Raw genomic sequence first — 20,545 nt, 5'->3', positions numbered from 1 at the left:
GGGGGCATGGTCACTTCCCACTTGGATGAGTTCCGCGCAACTAAGAGTTTTCCCCTCGATGATTTCCAGATCGCCGGCTGCGAAGCCGTTGAATCTGATCGGGGGGTTTTAGTCTGCGCGCCTACTGGAGCGGGCAAGACGATCGTGGGCGAGTTTGCGGTCTCCCTGGCCTTGCATCGGGGCACAAAATGCTTCTACACCACACCGATCAAGGCACTGAGTAATCAGAAGTACCACGATCTCGTTGAAGAGCACGGCGACGATGCCATCGGTCTGCTCACCGGCGACGTGAGCATCAACGGCTCCGCTGACATTGTCGTCATGACGACTGAGGTCTTGCGCAACATGATCTACGCCCAATCACCCGCGCTCCATCGCCTGGAGTTCGTGGTAATGGATGAGATTCACTTCCTTGCCGATCGCGATCGTGGTGCAGTTTGGGAAGAGATCATCTTGAACCTAGACGAGTCGATCTCAATCATTGGACTCTCCGCCACAGTTTCCAACTCGGAAGAGTTCGGAGAATGGCTTACCGCCGTACGTGGTGATACAGAGGTCATCGTCAGCGAGCATCGACCAGTGCCTTTGAGCCAGTACATGATGGTAGGACGGCAGATTTACCCGCTGTTTGAGCCCGGAGAAGATGGTCGGGTGAACCGGCAGCTCGAACACAAAATCCAGCGCCTTGAGGAAGACATCAGCTCCGAAGGTAGAAGTGATTACGAACGTGGGCAGGGGTTCCGTGCCCGCGCTGAGGGGCGGCGTAGCGGGCAGTCGCGGCCACAGGACAAGACACGCCCCATCGGTCGCCCCGAAGTGATCCGCGCACTTGGAGCTCAGGAGATGCTGCCCGCAATCATCTTCATCTTTTCTCGTGCGGGCTGTGATGGTGCTCTGGTTCAGTGTCTGCGGGCAAAGATCGAGTTGACCACACCCGAGGAAGCCGATGAGATCAAGGAGATTGTCGATCGCGGTGTCGAGGGAATCCCTGAAGAAGACCTCGCGGTGTTGAATTTCCGCCAACTGCGCACCGCATGGAGCCGCGGTTTCGCGGCCCACCACGCAGGTATGCTGCCGGGATTCCGGCACATTGTGGAGGAGCTGTTCGTTAAGGGCCTCGTACGCACCGTCTTTGCCACTGAAACACTTGCTTTGGGCATCAATATGCCAGCGCGCACTGTGGTACTAGAAAAGTTGGTCAAGTTCAACGGTGAAGCCCACGTGGATCTCACCCCGGGCCAGTACACGCAGCTGACAGGCCGAGCGGGTCGACGAGGCATCGACGTGTTGGGCAACGCTGTCGTCCAATGGGCCCCGGCGATGGATCCCCGCGCCGTGGCCGGATTGGCCTCAACCCGTACATACCCGCTGATCTCGACGTTTAGCCCGGGTTACAACATGGCTGTAAACCTGCTCGCCATGAACGGTTACGACGAATCGCTGCGACTCATTGAGAAGTCTTTCGCACAGTTCCAGGCTGACGGGTCTGTGGTCAATGAAGTCCGTGAGATCGAACGCGCGGAAGCCAAAGTAGAAAAACTCCGCGCTCAACTCAATGAGCGCATTGAGGCCTTCGCGCCTCCATCAGATGATGCAGCGGAAGAACTTGTAGAGTATCTCGACCTTCGTCGTGACCTCTCGGACGCTGAGAAGGAAGGCAAGCGCTCTGCGATCGAGGACCGCCAGCAGGAAACCGCCAAGATTCTTGGGCGTCTCCAGGTTGGAGAGGTTATCGCGCTGCCGTCAAAGCGACGCCCCGAGCTTGCGGCTGTGGTGGCTCCTGCAGGACGGCAAGATGATCCGCGCCCATGGATCACCACCATGAAGGGCTGGTCCGGCCGGATCGATGCCGCTGCTTTCCGCAACCCGCCCGTGGTTGTGGGTCGCATCAAGGTGCCGCGCCACATTTCCGATCAGCCGCGACGCCACACTCGCAAGATTGTTGACTCACTACATAAGGGCCAGTTCAACGTTCCGCGCAACCTCAAAGAGGAGGCTCGGGCTCGACCGACCAAGCGGGTCATAGAGCTACGCGAGGCAATCAAGGACCACCCGGTGCACTCGTGGCCTGCTGCTGATCGCGAAATGCTTGCGAATATTGGCCACGATCTCGTACGAGAAAAGAGAACTCTGCGTAAGTTGGAAAATCGCGTGAACAAGGCTACCGACACTCTCGGCCGGACCTTTGAGCGCATCATCGGGCTACTCGCCGAGATGGACTACGTCGAAGTTGTAGCCGGCGAGCCTCAAGTAACTGAAGAGGGCGAGCGCTTGGCACAGATCCACAATGAGGCTGACCTTTTCGTCGCCCAGTGCCTAAAACGTGGAATCTGGAACGAGCTCGACCCAGCAGAGCTAGCTGGCGTGACCTCGATGTGCGTCTTCGAAAACCGAAAGACAACTGGCGGCTATCCTGATGCCCCCACCGATCGCATGGCAGACGCTATGAACGCGACGATGCGCATTTACGACGAGCTCGTCGCAGATGAACAGCGCCACGAGCTGCCTGTCACACGCATTCCGGAGGCCGGCTTCTCACTGGCAATCCATCAGTGGGCTGCTGGTGCTCCGCTGGGTTATTGCCTCGCGGCGGCGTCGGAGTCTGGTGCAGAGCTTACGCCTGGCGACTTCGTACGTTGGTGCCGCCAAGTCATCGACTTGCTTGAGCAGATCTCTAAGACTGGCTACACCGACGACATCAAGCACAATGCACGTCGTGCGGTCGACGCAATTCGCAGGGGCGTTGTTGCTATCGGATCATAGCTTCGTCGACAAGCGCGACAGTAGCCACGTGAGTGTTGACCCCGCCTGGCGCCATGATCATCGACTGCACTGCGAACAGTTTCCCATTCGAGTACACGGGCCCGCCGGAGTCGCCGAGAACTGCCGCATTGTGGTTGAAGATCCAACCCGCTGGACGCACCTTGGTTTTCCGGTCGCGAGACATCGCAAACGGGACGCGCATGAAGAAGCGGCCGTGACGCACTCGGAAATGGCTGTTGCTGCGAGTTGTTCCTCCCAGCCCAAAGGTCGCGGTGAGCGCACCGGGCAGGGGAGAAGGTCCGAATGTCGGCAATTCATCGGGCGCGATAGAAATCCTAGTTGGGAGCGTAAGCACTGCGACATCGGTCCCAGGGATGATTTTCAGCTCCTTGTAAACCAAGCGCTTTCCCCGGATCCAGATGAAGGTTGTTCCAGATACGTCGCGGAAGAAGTGAGCACAGGTTAGTACCGTATCCGGCGTGCACAATACGCCCGAACAGTAGCGAGATCCGTTGGTAATACGGGCCAAATTGGAAGGCAACACAACACTCACAGTAGCGGGCCTACGATGGAAACCATGAGTGACGCGATTGTGAAAACCTTTGGCCCGGATGTTTATGCCGATCGAATCAAACGTGCGCAGGCACTTGTCCACGAGCGTGGTCTCAGTGGCCTCATCATTGGCACCGGATCAGAGTTTGCCTACTTCACGGGGTCGTGGATGCAATCACACGAGCGCCTCACAGCCCTAGTGATCCCGGCTGAGGATGCGCCCTGGGTCGTAGTTCCGCTCACCGACGCGGAGTCATTAGCGGCAGATGGAGTGTCGATCCGGGGCTGGCGTGACGGGGACGATTCCTACGCGTTGGCCACCCAGGGGCTTCGACCCGGAACAGTCGGCTTCGGCTCATCGCTGACTGCCAACCACGTGTTTCGCCTGCAGCAGCTTGTCGACGACTCCGTTTTGGCCGTAGAGGTGCTCGCCGAGCTCTTCATGGTTAAGGACGCGGCGGAGCTAGAGCAGCTAGATTTCGCAGGGCGGGCCATCGATCGAGTGCACGACGTTGTGCCGGAGCTCTTGCAACCAGGACGCACCGAGCGTGCGGTAGCGCAGGATCTGGAAAGGCTGATTCTCAAGGAGCACGATGCGGTTGATTTCGTTATCGTCGGCTCAGGCCCCAACGGTGCCAACCCGCACCACGATTTCTCAGACCGAGTACTCGAAGAAGGCGACTCGGTCGTGGTTGATATTGGAGGCACCGTGGGGGTGGGGTATCACTCGGATTGCACGCGCACATACCAGGTAGGGGAGATCACTGATCCGGAGTTCCTCGCGGCCTACGATGCAGTGCGCCTCGCCCAGGAGGCCGCTTGTCAGGCTGTGAAGCCCGGAGTCTCCGCGGCGGATCTTGATGCTGTCGCGCGCGGCATCATTACCCAGGCCGGATTCGGTGATCTGTTTACACACCGCCTGGGACACGGCATTGGCCTTGCGGGCCATGAGGAGCCGTTCATCATCCAAGGTAACGATCAAACGCTACAAGAGTGCATGACGTTCTCCATCGAACCAGGGGTGTATAAGCCCGGAGCGTGGGGGATTCGCATTGAAGACATTGTTGCTGTAACATCAAAATCCGTACGATACTTTAATTTTCAACCAAAGGATTTACGATGACCACTCAAGCACTGTTTGTCGGCCACGGCTCGCCGATGAACGCCATTGAAGACAACGACTTCACCCGCACCTGGGCAGAATTAGGCAAGGGAATTACTCCCCGCGCGATCGTGAGCGTCTCCGCACACTGGTACACGCGGGGCACGGGCGTGACCGCCATGACTGACCCGAAGACCATTCACGATTTCTGGGGTTTCCCACCAGAGCTCAACGCGGTGGAATACAACGCACCGGGCGACCCTGAAATCGCCGAGCTAGTGTCCGATATTGCTAAGCCAACGATGGTCGCGCAGGATTACAACTGGGGTCTTGACCACGGCACCTGGTCCGTGCTCAAGCATATGTTTCCCGAAGCCAACATCCCGGTGGTTCAACTCTCCATCGACGGCACGCAACCTTTAGAACACCACGTAGCTCTGGGCACGCGTCTTGCTCGTCTAGCACAAGAAAATGATGTGTTGATTGTGGGATCAGGAAACGTTGTCCACAACCTTTCGATGGTCCAGTGGCATGCAGGAAACACAGGCTTCGACTGGGCCGACGCTTTTGACGAGGACGCCGCCGAGCTCATGAAAACGGATCCCGAGCGCCTCGCAGCTCTCACCGATCACGAGGCATATAGCCGCGCCGTGCCCACTCCGGATCACTTCCTGCCCCTCGCGTACGTAGCAGGTGTGACAGCTGCTTTAGACAATGCAACGGTTGAGGAATTCAACAAGCAACGCACGATGGGATCTCTTTCGATGACAGGATTCGCAGTACACTCTGCTGCATGATCAGCGACAACACTGGACCAATCCTTCTCCTCGGTGGCACGAGCGACATCGGCGTGGAATTGGCGCTCCGAATATGCAAGGGAAGAGATGTCATCCTGGCGGCGCGCCGCCCCAGCGCGCTCGGTGTCGTCGAGAAGCAACTTCTCCAGGCGGGAGCTAGCAAGGTTACCTGTCGTCACTTCGAGGCAACCGACCTTGCGAGCCACCGGAGCATCGTGCGAGAAACCCAACCGACAACCGCCATCGTTGCGTTTGGAATTTTGGGCGACCAAGCTCGAGCCGAACATGATGAGTCCCACGCCGTTGAGATCGCCACAATCGACTACACTGCACAAATTTCGATGCTTACCGTGCTTGCCGACGAGATGTCTTACGGAGACATTGTCGCGTTTTCATCCATCGCTGGGTGGCGCGGTCGCAGGGCTAACTATGTCTATGGTTCAACAAAAGCGGGGCTCGATGCGTTCTGTCAAGGATTGGCCGACAAGCTCCATGGAACACAGCTGCGACTGATTACCGCGCGCCCCGGGTTCGTGGTCGGCTCGATGACCAAAGGGATGAAACCCGCCATCATGTCAGTGACCCCCGATACCGTTGCTGACCATGTAGTTGCCGCGCTTGAGCGAAAGGGGAGTCGCACGATCTGGATCCCGCGACGCTTACAATTGCTCGCGTTCATCATGCGATTGGTTCCTCGCCCGATCTGGCGGAAAATGCCAAGGTAAAGTCGCTATCACTTCTCACGATGTTGGCAGCTTGTCCACGGGCATGTTCGATGGCCAGCACTTATGGCTAGCGGGTAGTCTGGCCTCATGCGTTTGATTGTTGGATTCCTCCTCATCGAAATCATTGCGTTTACCGCGTTGGGAGCCGCGATTGGTTACGGCTGGGCGATCCTGGTCGTGTTAGGCCTCATGCTGTTGGGTTCGCTAGTAGCTAGCGTGTCTCTGCGTTCCACGTTGGCGCGAATGCAAGGCTCCTCAACCAAGCCAGGACAATTGGCTGGCGATGCGGGGCTTATTTTGGCGGGTTGGGGACTAAGCATCGTCCCGGGAATCGTCTCCTCGATCGTTGGCTTGCTGATCATGTTCGGGCCAACGCGTGGGATCATGCGTCGCGCCGCAGCGCGTTGGTTTAGCCGTGAGGTGGAGAACTTTGGCGTACGGATGTATCAGCATTCACCAATGGCGAACGAACACACTAGCTACGGCTCGTTTAGTGATTTTGCCGGTCACACACAGCACTCTGCAGGCGCTTCGCATCCTACACACGAAGTAATCGATGCTGATGAGATCAAGGCTTGGACGCAAAACGTCACCCCGGACGACTTTACTAAGGGGACCAAGTGATCTTGCTTGCGCGGCTTCTCCTGGCCGCCATCTCGGGAGTGCTGGTGTATGCCTCCCACGAGCCACATGGCTTTTGGTGGGCCGGAATCGCAGGAGTCGCAATCTTCTACGCCAGCCTCATTCCGTGGGGTGAGCGCCGTCCAAAGCCCCTGCATGGGGCTCTTCTCGGCTTCGTACATGCTGTAGTCGTTTATCTAAATCTTTTGCCCTGGGTGGGATACTTCGTCGGCAACATGCCGTATATTGCATTGTCGATTTTTTGCGCGCTTTACAGCATCGCTACTGGTGCGTTCGGAGTACTCGTGGCGCGCCAGAAGTGGGGCTTTCTCGCGTTTCCCTTCGTCGTAGCAACTCTTGAGTTCGCACTGTCCTCATTTCCCTTCGGTGGCTTTTCCTGGGTCCGCATTGCCTGGGGACAAATCAACGGGCCGCTAGCCAACTTAGCTGCTTGGGGCGGCCCGGCACTGGTCACGCTCGCAACGGTGATGGTAGGTACTGGTTTCGTTGCTGCCTTCCGATTCCGCAAGCTCGGCCCCGTGGCCATCGTGTTACCACTCGTGTCCGGGCTCGTCGCAGGTATTGGAGTCAATGATGCGTCGAACACCACTGGCGAGGTTACGGTCAGCGCCGTGCAAGGCAACGTCCCGCGACTCGGTTTAGACTTCAACGCCCAACGGCGTGCAGTTTTGGCCAATCACGCTAACGTCACCAAACAGCTTGCCGCTTCCGACTCTGAACCCGACTTGGTGATCTGGCCGGAAAACTCTTCGGACGTTAATCCATTCAAGGACGCTGAGGCTCGTGCACTTATCGACGAAGCCGTTGCCGCAGTTGACGCTCCGGTCTTGATAGGCACGATCACTCAAGACGAGGTGGGTGACCGCAACACCATGGTGGTGTTTGATCCAGACACCGGTCCGGGGGATTTTCACCATAAGATTTACTTGCAGCCGTTTGGCGAATACATGCCGATGCGTGAGTTTTTCCGAAATTTCTCGGACTATGTCGATATGGCGGGTAACTTCCAGCCAGGAAACGGTAGTGGCACCGTAAAGATGCGTGGCATCGTGGTTGGAATAGCCACCTGCTACGAGGTTGTGTTTGATCCAGCTTTCCGTGATGCAGTGCTCAACGGTGCCCAGATTCTGACTACTCCGACGAACAATGCGACATTCGGGTTTACGGATATGACGTACCAGCAGCTGGCGATGAGCCGCCTGCGCGCGATTGAGACCGATCGTGCAGTGGTAGTCGCGGCTACCTCTGGTGTGTCCGCAATCGTGCATCCTGATGGGTCAGTTTCGCAGCATTCTGAGATTTTCGAGCCAGCATTGTTAACAGAATTATTACCTTTGCGTGATTCGGTCACCTTTGCTGTCCGATTCGGGCATTATGTGCAGTGGCTTATCGCTGGTCTCGGCGTAATTCTCATGGCCGCATCTGTCATACGACGCAACCACAGGTAAGCTGGAACTCATTAGAATCAAGATTCGAGCAAGCAGCTGGAACGATGAATAGGAGAGTAGACATTGAATAAGGTCAGCGATTCAACCCTCGTTATTATCCCGACATACAACGAGGTAGAGAACCTTCCCATCATCGTTGGTCGCGTGCGCGAAGCACAGCCAGACGTCGATATTTTGATCGTCGACGACAACTCGCCTGACGGCACCGGCATCAAGGCCGACGAGCTGGCGGCATCCGATGACCACATCAAGGTTTTGCACCGCGAAGGCAAGGGCGGACTGTTGGGGGCCTACCTCGCAGGTTTTGACTGGGGTCTCGAGCGCGAATACGCCGTCATCTGTCAGATGGATGCCGACGGTTCACACGCACCTGAACAACTTCACCTACTGCTTGAGCAGATCGACGACGGCGCTGATCTTGTTATTGGTTCGCGCTACGTGCCAGGCGGCAAGGTAGTGAATTGGCCACGCGATCGCTACCTGCTTTCCAAGCTGGGTAACCTCTACATCGCACTGGTTCTCACCGGCGATGTGCGTGACATGACCGCGGGATACCGCGCAATTCGTCGGGAAGTTCTCCAGACACTGGATCCAAAGTCCTTGTCCAAGAAGGGCTACATCTTCCAGGTAGAGTTCGCATTCCGTGCAATCCAGCAGGACTTCGATGTCCGCGAGGTGCCGATCACCTTCACCGAACGTGAACTTGGCGAGTCCAAGCTCGATGCGAGCTTTGCCAAGGACTCACTAGTCGAGGTGACCAAGTGGGGCGTTACCCATCGCACTGATCAATTCCGCGACTTTGCTAGCTCGATGAGCAAGCTGATCACCTACGAGTACAAGCACTCCAAGCTCCCAGGCATCCCTAATCGCGTTCGAGAGATGGCTGATCAGGCCTCGGGAATGGCTTCAGAAGGATTGAAGCTTGCCAACTACGAAGTCAAGCATTCGGGCCTGCCTACGGTACCGAATAAGGTTAAGGGCCTTCTTAACCAAATGACCGGCATGGTTTCTAAAGGCGCTAAGCTCGCGGACTATGAGGTTCGCAACGCTACGAAGAAGCGCTAAGAGCACGAGAAAAGGGGCACTGGCTAAACGGTCAGTGCCCCCTCTTGTTTATTGAAACGCTTTATGCGTTATTGTTTTCTGCCTGCTGTTCCTTGGCCAGGCGCGCGGCCGCACGGCGACGCTTGCGCAGCTGTTCAAGGCGCTCTTCAAGAAGAACATCGAGTTCTTCGATTGAACGGCGCTCACGCAACATGTCCCAGTGAGTACGAGGCGGTTTGATCGGCTTCGATTCCACGCCTTCGCCCTCAATCAAGGTGCCCAGCTGGCCGTTCTTGCACATCCATTCTTCAGGGATTTCTGCGTCATCGGCAAACGGGACGTCAAAGATTTCGCCAGACTCGGTCCGGTACTTCACCATCTGGCGGGGGGCGAGATCATGGTCGCGGTCAGTTTCGTAGCTGACGGCACCCATGCGGCTTCCGCGTAGTACGCGATCTGCCATGTAGCATCATCCCTTCGTAGTTACGTACCCACGACAATGGGTACTAAAAGCAGTCCGTTAAGTATAACGGCCTAAAGACTTGGATTGTTCCCTGGGTGGACTAAGGTGGAAAAGCGTGAATGATCCCCGCGAGCCAAAGCAGAGTACATGCCGATGGTGTGGCACTGAACTGGTTCAGCCGTCGGGGAGGGGGCGTCGTCGGAAATTTTGCAGCGCGTCGTGCAAACAACGTGCGTATGAGCAGCGTAACAACGTTTCTGGCACCTCCATCCCGAAGCAAGCGGTTATTATTCATCCGGACAAAGCCGAAGCGCTACGTGACGAGTTGTATGAGTTGCGCTGCGCCGCCGAGGATATAGCCACGGCGAGCGCCGAAGGCGCTGGTGCAGAAGAAATTCGCCTCCTGTGTGACGAATTAGTGGCATTAGCCAAACAAATCGAGAGACTGAGGTAAATGACGTGCAGAAGATGACGGGAACGACCAAAGCAGTCGTCGCGGTAGGCTCGATTTTGATCGTGGCGTTGCTTGCTTTTGCGCTGTTCCCGGTTGTGTACGGCCTTGCCATGGGCCCAGGAATCAAAACTGAGGGAATCAACGCGGACAAGACCTCGCCTGCAACAGTCGACGTTGATGGCGAGTGGGAAGTAACCACCCAGCCCGGACCAAATGTAACCTCGGCGGGCTTTACATTCAATGAAGTTCTTCCGGCCGAGTACAAAGAGACCTCTGGTTCCACGGGAACTGTCGCTGGCACTGTAGAAGTATCAGGCGGCAAGGCCACGAAGGGCCAGGCAATCGTCGACATGACTAATATCGTCACGGATCGAGACGTCCGTGACGTAAATGTACGGCAAAAGATCTTGCTTACCAACGAATACCCGGAAGCTTCATTCGTCTTGACCAAGCCAGCTGACGTCTCTCATTTACCAGATGACGGCAGCGTTGCCACCGTGGAGCTAACGGGCGATCTGACCATCTTGGATACGACGAAGACGATCACCCAAGAATTCGAAGCTGTGCGCGATGGCAAGAATCTTGTTGTCGCGGGTGACATTCCGATCAATCGCAAACAGTTTGGCGTGGAGACACCGGAGTTCGTTGCTGCGACGATCGCCGAGGAAGGCGAAGTCAACGTGCGCCTGAACCTGGTGAAGAAGTCTTAGACCGACGAAGAGTCGTCGGTAGCTGTTCTTCCGGCTATCCGGTAGCTCACCCTAATTACGTCACCCTTACGTAATTAGGGCCCATCACTGTCCGATAATGTACATTATGTCAACTAACTTGGGCTGCCGTTAACTTCAGGTTCGTACTGCTGAGCCAGCGGCGCGTAATCCTCCCACGCGATCTTCTCTACGTCCTCTCCCGCCATTGCGGCCACCCAGCGATCGATGTAGAACTCCCAACCAGCACCCACGTCTGCGGCCATCGTTTCAAAACCTGCGATGTCTTGAATGAACTCCACGCGCGTGTGATCGTCGTCAAGCGCCTCGAGCTTTAGAATCAAGCTCCACGGATTACCCTCGCCGTCGCTCAGCGTTACGTCAAGCAGCTCCGGTGCCACGCAGCGATTGATCACCGCAGTACCCGGGTTATCTGGCGCCTCAACCATGATGAGGGTGACCTCTCCGCTTGCCGGGTCTCCGGAGAATGAGCCATAAAACGTCACAAGTGTCTCAGACGTAGTGACGAATTTCCACACGTGATCGCGAGGGTGATCGAAAATTGTTGGGATGCTTAAGACATTGGCGGAAATCTGGCCGCGTTTTTCTCTCGTCATGCCAACTAACTTACCCATATTGAGAATACTTAGGTGTACATTTGTGCTCATGACCGCACAATTCACGCCATACCGCCGTTTCTCAGGCACCGCAGCCGACGCCATGACCTTTTACCACGGGATCTTTGGTGGAGACCTCCAAATGATGCCGTTCTCCCAGGTACACTCCGCAGAAGAAGTTGGCGGCGCAGAAAACCTTGACAAGATCATGCACTCCCACATCATCCTCGATGGTCGCCCGATTATCTTTGCTTCCGACTCCCCTGGCGAGAACTCCATCACCCCGGGTGATGACACCCCTGTAGCCATCACGGGCGGGTCTGAAGACCTCGAAGAGATCAAAACTTGGTGGGAAGCCCTGTCTGCGGATGCGACCATTTTGATGCCTTTTGACACTGTGCCGTGGGGCGCATCGTTCGGAATGCTGCAAGACAAATTTGGCACCCATTGGTTCTTTAACGTCGCAGGTTAGAGCCTCACTCTAGCGCAAACCGCGTCGGTTCCTGTGGACCAACGAGAACTGCACTACATCGATCATTCCGAGGCTTGACAACGCCTCGCGCAGCGAAAGCTGCCAGATCCAGAGGCGGCGGTAGACGGAATCAAACCCGTCAGCTGCTGCCTCCCTTAGCTGGCTCACGAAAATTTCACGCTGCAAACGTAGGCTGCGTTCCAAATGATCAGGCGCATGAACTTGTCCAATAACGCGAAGCCCCGTGCGCTTATCGACGATTCGCGCCACCTCGACCTCAGTGGGATAATCCAACGCCGGCCACACATACGCGCGCAGCGACTCGAGCGCAGCGATACCAGCTTTGTTCATGGCCGGAGTCTTGATCACCGTCTGCATCGCGGCTTGACCCCCTGGAGCGAGAAGCCGGTCGATTGCGGCTAGGTAGCCAGCTCTTTGTTTCTGCGGCAGGGTCTCAAGCTTTTCGACGCTCACAACGGCATCGTAGCGACCGTGCCACCGACCAGGTCCGAACTCGGGCGCATCAATAAGTTCGATGTGGACGGCGTCATCAACCCCAGCAAATGTAAAGCGTTCCCGCAAAGCCTCCGCCAAGTCGCGGTCAGCGGTGACAGTGTCCACTGTCGCTTGTCGCTGCGCAGCCGCGATGGACACAGCACCACCCGACGACGGGTACTCCACCACGTGGGTGCCTGCGCTGACATCAACTAAATCAAGTAGCGATTCTGCGGCTCGTCGCTGGGCATCTCCGAGATCTATCCGGTCGACTTCCAACGGGGCCGACAGATGGGTGACATCGACAAAATGAGAAGCTGGTTCGCGACCATGGCCAGCACCTTTCACATGCGATTGCACACTCACGCGACGGGTCGTCGGCACGCCCGTTGCAAAGATGCCGGAGAAGGCACTGAGCCCATCGCCTGAAAACCGCTCAACTAGCTCGGGTGGGACTTCTCCACCAACGTGTTCGCGGTCCTGTTTCACTCGCAGAGTGCGAGGAACGAAATCCACTTGCAGAAGCGCTCGAAGAACTTTGACAAGGTCGTGAGGAGACTCGGTGTGCCACTCTCCTGCCAAATAGCTTTCGGCAAGGCCCACCCATCCGCCGTCAGAGAGACGCGGAAAGAGATCTGGCGTGTCGACGACCAAATCAGGCTCATGATCAGGTCGCAGCTCTAGTCCAGCCTCGGTGCAAGCCTTAGCAAACCTAGCTTCGGAAACCCGTGCCCGCATACTCATGGCGATGCCATCGGGCACCGTAGCAACCCCGGGCCAAAGCCCAGAATCAATCAGAGATAAGTGAGACGCGTTATTCACAAGGCTTACTTTAGACAGGTATCACGTCGATTTAGACGAGGCGAGGCCATTCCATTTAACAGAATGGGCGTATGGTGAGTAATGTTGCCACGTCGCACATATATGAAGTTGAACGTAGACTGGCTGAGAGTAACTTCATATTTGAAATAACCGTACAAGGAGAGTCCATGACTGAAAAGCCTTTCCGTCCAGCCGGATCCCGGCACCACGTCGTCATTATTGGTTCTGGCTTTGGTGGCCTATTCGCCGCTCAGGAACTTCGTAATGCCGATGTAGATGTCACCCTTATTTCCCGCAGTAACCACCACTTGTTCCAGCCTCTGCTGTACCAGGTAGCAACAGGAATTCTTTCCTCCGGTGAAATTGCGGTTTCCACTCGTCAGATTTTGTCGGAGCAGGACAACGCAACCGTAATTAAGGGCGATGTTACAAACATCGATATCGAAGCCCAGACAGTAACCGCACGCGTCGAAGAGTACGAGCGCGTTTTTGAGTATGACAGCGTCATCATCGCCGCGGGTGCCAACCAATCCTACTTTGGAAACGATCATTTCGCTGAGTTTGCACCTGGTCTAAAGACTCTAGACAACGCCTTGGAACAGCGCGCACGCATCATCCACGCGTTTGAAAAGGCAGAGATCGTCACTGATCCAGCTGAGATGGAACGCCTTCTCACCTTCGTTATTGTTGGCGCAGGTCCAACTGGCGTTGAAATGGCAGGCCAGATCGCAGAGATGGCCCACCGCAGCTTCTCCAAGGATTACAGCAACTTCAGCCCGTCCCAGGCAAAGATCATCCTCGTCGACGGCGCACCACAGGTACTGCCACCATTTGGCAAGCGACTTGGTCGCAATGCGCAGCGCCAGCTGGAAAAGATGGGTGTCACCGTCCGCCTCAACGCACTGGTTACCGATGTCGATGCACACTCCGTGACCTTCAAGGATGCAAAGACGGGTCAAGAAGAAACCATCTTGGCTGACACCAAGATTTGGTCTGCGGGTGTCGCGGCTTCCCCACTGGGCAAGATCGTTGCCGAACAGGCAGGCTTGGAGGTTGACCGTGCTGGTCGAGTCCCTGTCAATCCTGACCTCACTGTTGGAGATAAGAGCAACGTCTTCATCCTTGGCGACATGATGAGTCTCGATGGCCTGCCGGGCGTTGCCCAGGTCGCTATCCAGACCGGCGAGTACGCCGCTAAGGCCGTACGCGCAGGCGTTGAAGACGATCAGAAGCCTGAAGAGCGCAAGCCATTCGAGTACTTTGACAAGGGCTCCATGGCGATTGTTTCCCGCTTCAACGCCGTTGTAAAGATGGGCAAGGTCGAGGTTACTGGTTTCCTCGGTTGGATCATGTGGCTCGTTGTCCACGTCATGTTCTTGGTCGGATTCCGCAACCGCTTTGTGTCCATGGTCAACTGGGGTCTCAATGCCCTATCGCCTCGTCGTTACAACCTGGCGACCACTTACCAGCAGATGCACGGCCGCACCGGCCTGCTGAAGTTGCGCAAGGTTCTCCCAGAGTCCGAACGCGGTGTTCCAGAGGTGCGCGACACCATCAACTTCGGCGAAAAAGAGTAGCCACAAGTTCAAACCAAAAACCCGACTTTCCTCGTGAAAGTCGGGCTTTTGCGTTATCTAGGACACAACCGGACGAGGTTGAGTTCTATCTAACGTCGAGGTGGGCACGCTGATGTGGACAACACCTAGATATCATCAATATACTTGTACATGACGTGGGGACACGCTTGAAATTCGTAAACCACCGCTATCGGTGAATTTGCGTGAAATAGTTAGGGAATTTTGGGTAAGCGTGACTCCATGAGAGACCACTACCGAAAGGGGATACACCTCGTGACTACAGTCACCACACCTGCCGTAGAAGCCTGGGAAGGCTTCGAGGCAGGCCCTTGGACCGAAACAATCGATGTCCGCGATTTTATCCAGCGCAATTACACGCCGTACAACGGCGACGCATCCTTCCTTGCAGGTCCGACCGACAAGACGCTGCGAACTTGGGATCACCTGGAGAAGAACTACCTGTCCGTGGAACGCCAGCGCCGCGTCTACGACGTTGACACCGAAACCCCTGCGGATGTCGACGCGTTTCCTCCAGGATTCATCTCTGAAGACGATGATGTCATCGTCGGCCTACAGACCGACGTTCCGCTAAAGCGTGCGATGATGCCATATGGTGGCTGGCGCATGGTGAAGCAAGCCATCAAGGAAGCTGGAAAAGAGACAAACCCAGCGGTGGAGAAGGTTTTCACCCAGTACCGCAAGACCCACAACGACGGTGTCTTCGACATTTACACTCCACGCATCCGCGCTGCACGTTCCTCACACATCATTACTGGACTTCCAGACGCATACGGTCGTGGCCGAATCATCGGTGATTACCGTCGTGTTGCTTTGTATGGTGTCGATGCTCTGATCGAAGACAAGCTGAAGGCGAAAGACAGGGTCCTCGACCAGCCCTTCAGTGAAGACTGGGCACGTTACCGTGAAGAGCATTCCGAGCAAATCATAGCCCTGAAAAAGCTCAAGGTAATGGCTGAGGGCTATGGGTTCGACATCTCCGGCCCGGCGACCAACGCAAAGGAAGCGGTCCAATGGACCTACTTCGGATACCTTGGCTCCGTCAAGAGTCAAGATGGTGCCGCGATGTCTATCGGCCGCCTCTCCCCGTTCTTCGACGCATACTTCGAGCGTGATCTGAACAACGGCACCATGACAGAGGAAGACGCCCAGGAAATCATCGATGCCTTGGTAATCAAGCTGCGCATCGTTCGATTCCTGCGCACTGAAGATTACGACCAGATCTTCTCCGGAGACCCTTACTGGGCAACCTGGTCCGACGCTGGCTTCTCCGAAGATGGTCGCCACCAAGTAACCAAGACTTCGTTCCGCTTGCTCCAGACGCTGCGCAATCTTGGCCCTGCTCCAGAGCCAAACATCACCATTTTCTGGGATCCAGAACTGCCTGACGGCTACAAGGAGTTCTGCGCGGCCATCTCCATCGAGACATCGTCACTACAGTACGAGTCAGACAAGCAGATTCGCGACCAGTGGGGCGATGATGCCGCGATCGCTTGCTGCGTCTCGCCTATGAAAGTCGGAAAGCAGATGCAGTTCTTTGGCGCGCGCGTCAATGCTGCCAAATCTCTTCTCTACGCGATCAACGGTGGCCGCGATGAAATGACCGGCAAGCAGATCACAACCGGTCACACTCCGATCGAAGGCGACGGCCCACTCGACTTCGACGAGGTGTGGGAAAAGTACGAGCTCATGCTCGACTGGGTGATTGGAACCTATGTCGAGGCCTTGAACATCATCCACTACTCGCACGACAAATACGCCTACGAGTCCATCGAGATGGCGCTGCACGATTCCGACATCATCCGCACCATGGGCTGCGGCATCGCGGGACTGTCCATCGTCGCGGACTCTCTGTCTGCAATCAAGTACGCCAAGGTCACCCCGATCCGCGATGAGACCGGATTGGTCGTTGACTACAACACAGAGGGCGACTTCCCGTTCTATGGCAACGATGATGACCGTGCCGATGACATCGCTGCGACCATTGTTCACACCGTGATGGAGAAGATCAAAGAGATCCCGATGTACCGCGACGCGATTCCTACTCAGTCGGTACTGACGATTACTTCAAACGTTGTCTACGGTAAGGCAACCGGCTCCTTCCCATCGGGTCACAAGGCCGGTACTCCTTTCGCTCCTGGCGCTAACCCAGAAAATGGTGCCGACAACCACGGCATGGTTGCCTCTATGCTTTCTGTTGGCAAGCTCGACTACAACGACGCCCTCGACGGAATCTCGCTGACTAACACCATCACTCCGTCCGGTCTGGGTCGCACAAAGGACGAACAAGTAACAAACCTTGTCGGTGTGCTCGATGCCGGCTTCGTCATGGACGAGGCATGCATGCCTCAGGACCAGTAACGCAAACTAACCCCCTCAGCTTTCACATCATTCAAGGAGAAAACAATGGCTGCAAAAACTTTCGAAGAGCGCATGGCGTCTATGAAGGCCAACCGTGAAGACAACAACATGGAATCCGGTCTCTACCACGCAAACATCAACGTTCTTGACCAGTCCACCCTCGAAGACGCCATGGAGAACCCAGAAAAGTACCCGAACCTCACCGTTCGCGTGTCTGGCTACGCGGTGAACTTTGTCAAGCTTACGAAGGAACAACAGCGCGACGTTATCTCGCGTACTTTCCACCACGGCGCGTAAGCACAAGGCAACAACAGCGGAGAATTAATGGCACAAGACGGCATCACAGGTGTAGTTTCCCTCGAACCTGAGCAGGGCGAAAAGGTCCGCGGCATAGCTGCGGGACTAGGAACCGATTTCGACGATTCTGAGTTCACTAGACCAGAACTAATGGAGTCTCGCCGCACTGGCGATATCGGGCTTGTCCACTCATGGGAACTCGTCACCGCCGTCGATGGGCCAGGCACCCGCATGACCATCTTCATGTCGGGATGTCCTCTACGCTGTCTGTACTGCCACAACCCGGACACCATGGAAATGAAGGAGGGCACGCTCGAGCGCGTCGAAGACGTTGTAAAGCGCGTCATCCGTTATCGACCGGTGTTCAATGCCTCGGGCGGTGGCCTGACAATCTCCGGTGGCGAGCCACTGTTCCAGATTGCGTTCACGCGGCGAGTTCTCAAAGAGGTTCATGACGCAGGTATCCACACCACCATCGACACCTCCGGCAACCTCGGTTCGAGGCTTACCGACGAAGACTTGGAGTCGATCGATCTTGTGCTCCTTGACGTAAAGTCCGGTGACGAAGATACCTACATGAAGGTGACCAGCCGAACGCTGCAACCGACTATCGATTTCGGCAATCGGCTAAACCGCCTAGGCAAGAAGGTGTGGGTCCGTTTTGTACTGGTCCCAGGCTTGACTGATTCCGATGAAAACGTGAACAACGTTGCTGATATCGTCGAAAAGTGGAAAGACAACGTTGAGCGTGTAGAGGTCCTCCCCTTTCACAATATGGGTGCGGACAAGTGGCAAAACATCGGAATGGAATACACCCTGGACGATGTCACTCCCCCTTCAAGAGAGCTGTTGGACCATGTCCGGGGCATTTTCAAAAGCCGTGGTCTGACCACATTCTAACTAGGCACAACCAACATCGGCCTAGGCGCTATTCGCCTAGGCCGATGACTTTTCCTAAAACTAGTTCCTCATGTTGCCCAGCAGTGTCTGCTCATCGACCGACAAAGCTGGTTTGCGGAGGAAAGCAACAAGGAATGTCGATTCTTCATCGAATGGTGCTAGATCCCACGATTCAAAAAGGATCTCTACGTTAAAACCAACATCTTTCGTCAGGGCAATGAAGTCTGGGAAATCCCAGCCACGCCCAGCCCCAAAACCAACAACGAAACGTCCGTCTCCGCGCAAGGCATCGTAGACGTGCTGCAGAGCTTCTCTGCGACCATTGGGATCGAGGAAGCCCATCACGTTGCCAGCAGAGACGGCAATATCGAAGTTGCCCTCGGGGATCGGATCCTTACTCAAGTCCCCGACGTACCAGGCGGAATCAGGATAGAGTTTTTGGGCATAGTCGATGAGAATCTCATCGATATCAGTGCCAACTACGGTATGCCCTTGTTCCGCCAAGTATCCGCCGACACGGCCTTGCCCACATCCTGCATCCAAAATGCGGGCGTCGCGTGGGGCGATGGCATCAATCAATCGGGCCTCGCCATTGATATCATGTCCCTGTTCTTCCATTCGCTTCCAACGGCGAGCGTAGCTTTCCGAGTGGGAAGGATTGGCAGCGGTAACTTCTTTCCAGGTTGGCATAACCTTTAGTATAGGCAGTGAAATCAAATCAGTGACGAAGGAGATAACATGCCTCCACTTTTGCCTCGCATGAACGGCAAAGCAGCGAAACCTTCGCCACGAATGACTGTTCCGGTGGAGCGCTCAATTGACCATTGCTACGTCTACCACGAGGGCAAAAGACTCCCCGGGGAGTATCACTTTAGCTCTGCACTAGAAAAAGCACACGAGGCTTCAGACGGATTCGTCTGGCTCTCTCTCAAAGAACCAGACAATGCTCAGATGGAGCGCGTCGCCGATGCTTTTAGCATCCACAAACTTATCGTCGAAGATGCCGTTTTAGCTCACCAACGCCCTAAGGTAGAACGCTACGACGACCAATTGTTCATCGTCGTTCGCTCCGTCAACTACGCCGATGACGAAGAAGTAACAGATGCGCGTCAGATCATCTCTACCGGAGAAGCGCAGATGCTTATCGGGAGAGATTTCATCATTTCTGTCCGCCACAATGCGTGGCTTAACAGGCTCGCACAGGAGCTTGACCAAGAGCCAGAACTGACGGCTTTGGGGCCAGCGGCGATCGCATGGAAGATTGCTAACGACTTGGTCGAAGACTATTCCGTGGCCACCGCTGCGCTATCGGCCGACGTCGACGAGTTGGAGAATGAGGTATTCACTCCAGAGCGCAAAATCAACATTGACAAGATCTACATGTACAAGCGAGAGATCTTGGAGATGAAGCACGCCACCGCTCCCCTGGGTCCGGCACTGCGCACCGGTATCGCCGCGAACAAGGATGTGCTTGGCAAACAGATCCGGTCGTATTTCCGCGACGTGTTGGACAACGCCATGATTGTCAACGACCAAGTCGCGGGCTTTGACGAGCGGCTGTCCTCGCTGCTCGATGCCTCGGTGGCAAAAGTGACCATGCAACAGAACTCGGACATGCGCACGATCTCTGCAGTGGTTGGTATGGCGGCGGCGCCAACCTTGATCGCCGGCATCTATGGAATGAACTTCACTCACATGCCCGAACTTGATTCGCGCTACGGCTATCCCGTAGCGCTGCTGTTGATGCTGCTTGTTGTCCTATTAATGTTTTGGTGGTTCAGGCGAAACAACTGGCTGTAGTTGCTACGCCTAGTCGCGCATAACCATCGTGCGCAGCGAGCTGGTTGCGACGAGACGGTCGTCGTTAAGCATCTCAATGCGCCAGAGCTGAGTGGTACGGCCAAGATGCACTGGTGTGGCCGTTGCGACGATAACCCCGCTCTTGACGCTCCGAAAGAAATCAGTGGAATTGGTTACTCCAACAACCGGAGCGCCAGCTGCAACGATGCCTGCGATTGAACCGACTGATTCGGCGATCGCTGCAAAGGCGCCGCCGTTTACGATCCCGACGGGCTGGAAGAGGTGCGGGCCTACTTCAACCTGGGCTACGACCTCTTCGGGCGTAATTTTGGAAAACTTCGTACCGATGAAGGAATCGAACTGAGTCGAAGTGGAGTTGATTTCTTCGAGATCTTCCGAAGTCAACGGGTGATCGGCAGCTTCAAGGAGACGGGTGAGGTTCATGGCTATTGAGGGTACACGCAAATCCTCGGAATAATGATCATATTT

At 55.7% G+C, this 20,545-nt stretch carries 19 protein-coding genes and 2 pseudogenes; 15 read left to right on the top strand and 6 right to left on the bottom strand.

Annotated features, from left to right (window positions below; genetic code table 11):
* The first annotated feature begins 6 nt into the window (after positions 1 to 6).
* Entirely contained in the window at positions 7 to 2,763 is a 2,757-nt protein-coding gene (locus QP027_RS05485) for a DEAD/DEAH box helicase (protein ID WP_284826631.1), read from the top strand.
* Here the strand turns inward: QP027_RS05485 and QP027_RS05480 are convergent.
* On the bottom strand, positions 2,750 to 3,307 hold the full coding sequence (locus QP027_RS05480; RefSeq protein ID WP_284826629.1) for a trypsin-like peptidase domain-containing protein: 558 nt from the start codon (positions 3,305 to 3,307) through the stop codon (positions 2,750 to 2,752). The genes QP027_RS05485 and QP027_RS05480 overlap by 14 nt on opposite strands.
* Positions 3,308 to 3,340: 33 nt before the next feature.
* On the opposite strand from QP027_RS05480, the gene QP027_RS05475 reads away from it, so the two are divergent.
* From QP027_RS05475 to QP027_RS05450, 6 genes are all read left to right on the top strand, one after another.
* Complete coding sequence (locus QP027_RS05475; RefSeq protein ID WP_284826627.1) at positions 3,341 to 4,438, top strand: M24 family metallopeptidase; 1,098 nt, start codon at positions 3,341 to 3,343, stop codon at positions 4,436 to 4,438.
* Positions 4,435 to 5,214 (top strand): 4,5-DOPA-extradiol-dioxygenase, encoded by a 780-nt coding sequence (gene ygiD, locus QP027_RS05470; protein ID WP_284826625.1) that lies wholly within the window; start codon positions 4,435 to 4,437, stop codon positions 5,212 to 5,214. Before QP027_RS05475 ends, ygiD begins: the two co-directional genes overlap by 4 nt.
* Positions 5,211 to 5,939, top strand: a complete 729-nt coding sequence (locus tag QP027_RS05465) for an SDR family oxidoreductase (RefSeq protein WP_284826624.1) — start codon at positions 5,211 to 5,213, stop codon at positions 5,937 to 5,939. The genes ygiD and QP027_RS05465 overlap by 4 nt, the downstream gene beginning before the upstream one ends.
* A gap of 87 nt (positions 5,940 to 6,026) precedes the next feature.
* The gene (locus tag QP027_RS05460) at positions 6,027 to 6,563 is read left to right on the top strand and encodes an FxsA family protein (RefSeq protein ID WP_284826622.1); all 537 of its coding nucleotides are present in this window, start codon (positions 6,027 to 6,029) and stop codon (positions 6,561 to 6,563) included.
* Positions 6,560 to 8,029 (top strand): apolipoprotein N-acyltransferase, encoded by a 1,470-nt coding sequence (gene lnt, locus QP027_RS05455; protein ID WP_284826620.1) that lies wholly within the window; start codon positions 6,560 to 6,562, stop codon positions 8,027 to 8,029. The genes QP027_RS05460 and lnt overlap by 4 nt, the downstream gene beginning before the upstream one ends.
* A 63-nt stretch (positions 8,030 to 8,092) precedes the next feature.
* Positions 8,093 to 9,094: a polyprenol monophosphomannose synthase gene (locus QP027_RS05450; protein ID WP_284826619.1), complete on the top strand. Its 1,002-nt coding sequence runs from the start codon at positions 8,093 to 8,095 to the stop codon at positions 9,092 to 9,094.
* A 61-nt stretch (positions 9,095 to 9,155) separates the two neighbouring features.
* On the opposite strand, the gene QP027_RS05445 is transcribed toward QP027_RS05450, so the two are convergent.
* Positions 9,156 to 9,536 (bottom strand): RNA polymerase-binding protein RbpA, encoded by a 381-nt coding sequence (locus QP027_RS05445; RefSeq protein ID WP_284826618.1) that lies wholly within the window; start codon positions 9,534 to 9,536, stop codon positions 9,156 to 9,158.
* A 115-nt stretch (positions 9,537 to 9,651) separates the two neighbouring features.
* Here QP027_RS05445 and QP027_RS05440 point away from each other — a divergent pair, with 115 nt between their 5' ends.
* Both QP027_RS05440 and QP027_RS05435 read left to right on the top strand, forming a co-directional pair.
* Entirely contained in the window at positions 9,652 to 9,990 is a 339-nt protein-coding gene (locus QP027_RS05440; RefSeq protein ID WP_284826616.1) for a hypothetical protein, read from the top strand.
* Positions 9,991 to 10,004: 14 nt separating this feature from the next.
* Positions 10,005 to 10,700: a YceI family protein gene (locus QP027_RS05435; protein ID WP_284826940.1), complete on the top strand. Its 696-nt coding sequence runs from the start codon at positions 10,005 to 10,007 to the stop codon at positions 10,698 to 10,700.
* 113 nt (positions 10,701 to 10,813) lie between these two features.
* On the opposite strand, the gene QP027_RS05430 is transcribed toward QP027_RS05435, so the two are convergent.
* Complete coding sequence (locus QP027_RS05430) at positions 10,814 to 11,332, bottom strand: SRPBCC domain-containing protein (RefSeq protein WP_284826614.1); 519 nt, start codon at positions 11,330 to 11,332, stop codon at positions 10,814 to 10,816.
* A 31-nt stretch (positions 11,333 to 11,363) separates the two neighbouring features.
* Between QP027_RS05430 and QP027_RS05425 the strand changes: the two genes are divergently transcribed.
* Positions 11,364 to 11,786: a VOC family protein gene (locus tag QP027_RS05425; RefSeq protein ID WP_284826612.1), complete on the top strand. Its 423-nt coding sequence runs from the start codon at positions 11,364 to 11,366 to the stop codon at positions 11,784 to 11,786.
* 9 nt (positions 11,787 to 11,795) lie between these two features.
* On the opposite strand, the gene QP027_RS05420 is transcribed toward QP027_RS05425, so the two are convergent.
* Complete coding sequence (locus tag QP027_RS05420; RefSeq protein WP_432418611.1) at positions 11,796 to 13,103, bottom strand: SAM-dependent methyltransferase; 1,308 nt, start codon at positions 13,101 to 13,103, stop codon at positions 11,796 to 11,798.
* A gap of 167 nt (positions 13,104 to 13,270) precedes the next feature.
* Here QP027_RS05420 and QP027_RS05415 point away from each other — a divergent pair, with 167 nt between their 5' ends.
* From QP027_RS05415 to pflA, 4 genes and pseudogenes are all read left to right on the top strand, one after another.
* Positions 13,271 to 14,680, top strand: a complete 1,410-nt coding sequence (locus QP027_RS05415) for an NAD(P)/FAD-dependent oxidoreductase (protein WP_284826610.1) — start codon at positions 13,271 to 13,273, stop codon at positions 14,678 to 14,680.
* A gap of 240 nt (positions 14,681 to 14,920) precedes the next feature.
* Positions 14,921 to 16,771, top strand: a pseudogene (locus QP027_RS05410) (pyruvate formate lyase family protein); the annotation flags it as partial.
* Positions 16,754 to 17,356: pseudogene (gene grcA2, locus QP027_RS12345) on the top strand (autonomous glycyl radical cofactor GrcA2). The pseudogenes QP027_RS05410 and grcA2, both read left to right, overlap by 18 nt.
* 27 nt (positions 17,357 to 17,383) lie before the next feature.
* A complete protein-coding gene (gene pflA, locus QP027_RS05400; protein ID WP_284826608.1) occupies positions 17,384 to 18,256 on the top strand; it encodes a pyruvate formate-lyase-activating protein in 873 nt (290 codons plus the stop codon).
* A gap of 60 nt (positions 18,257 to 18,316) precedes the next feature.
* Here pflA and QP027_RS05395 read toward each other — a convergent pair whose 3' ends face one another.
* A complete protein-coding gene (locus tag QP027_RS05395) occupies positions 18,317 to 18,946 on the bottom strand; it encodes a class I SAM-dependent methyltransferase (RefSeq protein ID WP_284826606.1) in 630 nt (209 codons plus the stop codon).
* 48 nt (positions 18,947 to 18,994) lie between these two features.
* On the opposite strand from QP027_RS05395, the gene QP027_RS05390 reads away from it, so the two are divergent.
* On the top strand, positions 18,995 to 20,056 hold the full coding sequence (locus tag QP027_RS05390) for a magnesium and cobalt transport protein CorA (protein ID WP_284826604.1): 1,062 nt from the start codon (positions 18,995 to 18,997) through the stop codon (positions 20,054 to 20,056).
* 9 nt (positions 20,057 to 20,065) lie between these two features.
* Here QP027_RS05390 and QP027_RS05385 read toward each other — a convergent pair whose 3' ends face one another.
* Positions 20,066 to 20,500 (bottom strand): PaaI family thioesterase, encoded by a 435-nt coding sequence (locus QP027_RS05385; protein WP_284826602.1) that lies wholly within the window; start codon positions 20,498 to 20,500, stop codon positions 20,066 to 20,068.
* Positions 20,501 to 20,545 lie beyond the last annotated feature (45 nt).

Source organism: Corynebacterium breve, from assembly GCF_030252165.1.
Taxonomy (GTDB): domain Bacteria; phylum Actinomycetota; class Actinomycetes; order Mycobacteriales; family Mycobacteriaceae; genus Corynebacterium; species Corynebacterium breve.
The sequence above is the reverse complement of the archived record's forward strand: the minus strand, read 5'-3'. Positions and strand labels throughout refer to the sequence as shown.

Bases quoted from the DNA above. Each gene is read 5' to 3' on its own strand.
- QP027_RS05485 (WP_284826631.1), top strand. From the start codon at position 7: ATGGTCACTTCCCACTTGGATGAGTTCCGCGCAACTAAGAGTTTTCCC.
- QP027_RS05475 (WP_284826627.1), top strand. From the start codon at position 3,341: ATGAGTGACGCGATTGTGAAAACCTTTGGCCCGGATGTTTATGCCGAT.
- ygiD (WP_284826625.1), top strand. From the start codon at position 4,435: ATGACCACTCAAGCACTGTTTGTCGGCCACGGCTCGCCGATGAACGCC.
- QP027_RS05465 (WP_284826624.1), top strand. From the start codon at position 5,211: ATGATCAGCGACAACACTGGACCAATCCTTCTCCTCGGTGGCACGAGC.
- QP027_RS05460 (WP_284826622.1), top strand. From the start codon at position 6,027: ATGCGTTTGATTGTTGGATTCCTCCTCATCGAAATCATTGCGTTTACC.
- QP027_RS05445 (WP_284826618.1), bottom strand. From the start codon at position 9,536: ATGGCAGATCGCGTACTACGCGGAAGCCGCATGGGTGCCGTCAGCTAC.
- QP027_RS05435 (WP_284826940.1), top strand. From the start codon at position 10,005: ATGACGGGAACGACCAAAGCAGTCGTCGCGGTAGGCTCGATTTTGATC.
- QP027_RS05430 (WP_284826614.1), bottom strand. From the start codon at position 11,332: ATGGGTAAGTTAGTTGGCATGACGAGAGAAAAACGCGGCCAGATTTCC.
- QP027_RS05425 (WP_284826612.1), top strand. From the start codon at position 11,364: ATGACCGCACAATTCACGCCATACCGCCGTTTCTCAGGCACCGCAGCC.
- QP027_RS05415 (WP_284826610.1), top strand. From the start codon at position 13,271: ATGACTGAAAAGCCTTTCCGTCCAGCCGGATCCCGGCACCACGTCGTC.
- pflA (WP_284826608.1), top strand. From the start codon at position 17,384: ATGGCACAAGACGGCATCACAGGTGTAGTTTCCCTCGAACCTGAGCAG.
- QP027_RS05395 (WP_284826606.1), bottom strand. From the start codon at position 18,946: ATGCCAACCTGGAAAGAAGTTACCGCTGCCAATCCTTCCCACTCGGAA.
- QP027_RS05390 (WP_284826604.1), top strand. From the start codon at position 18,995: ATGCCTCCACTTTTGCCTCGCATGAACGGCAAAGCAGCGAAACCTTCG.
- QP027_RS05385 (WP_284826602.1), bottom strand. From the start codon at position 20,500: ATGAACCTCACCCGTCTCCTTGAAGCTGCCGATCACCCGTTGACTTCG.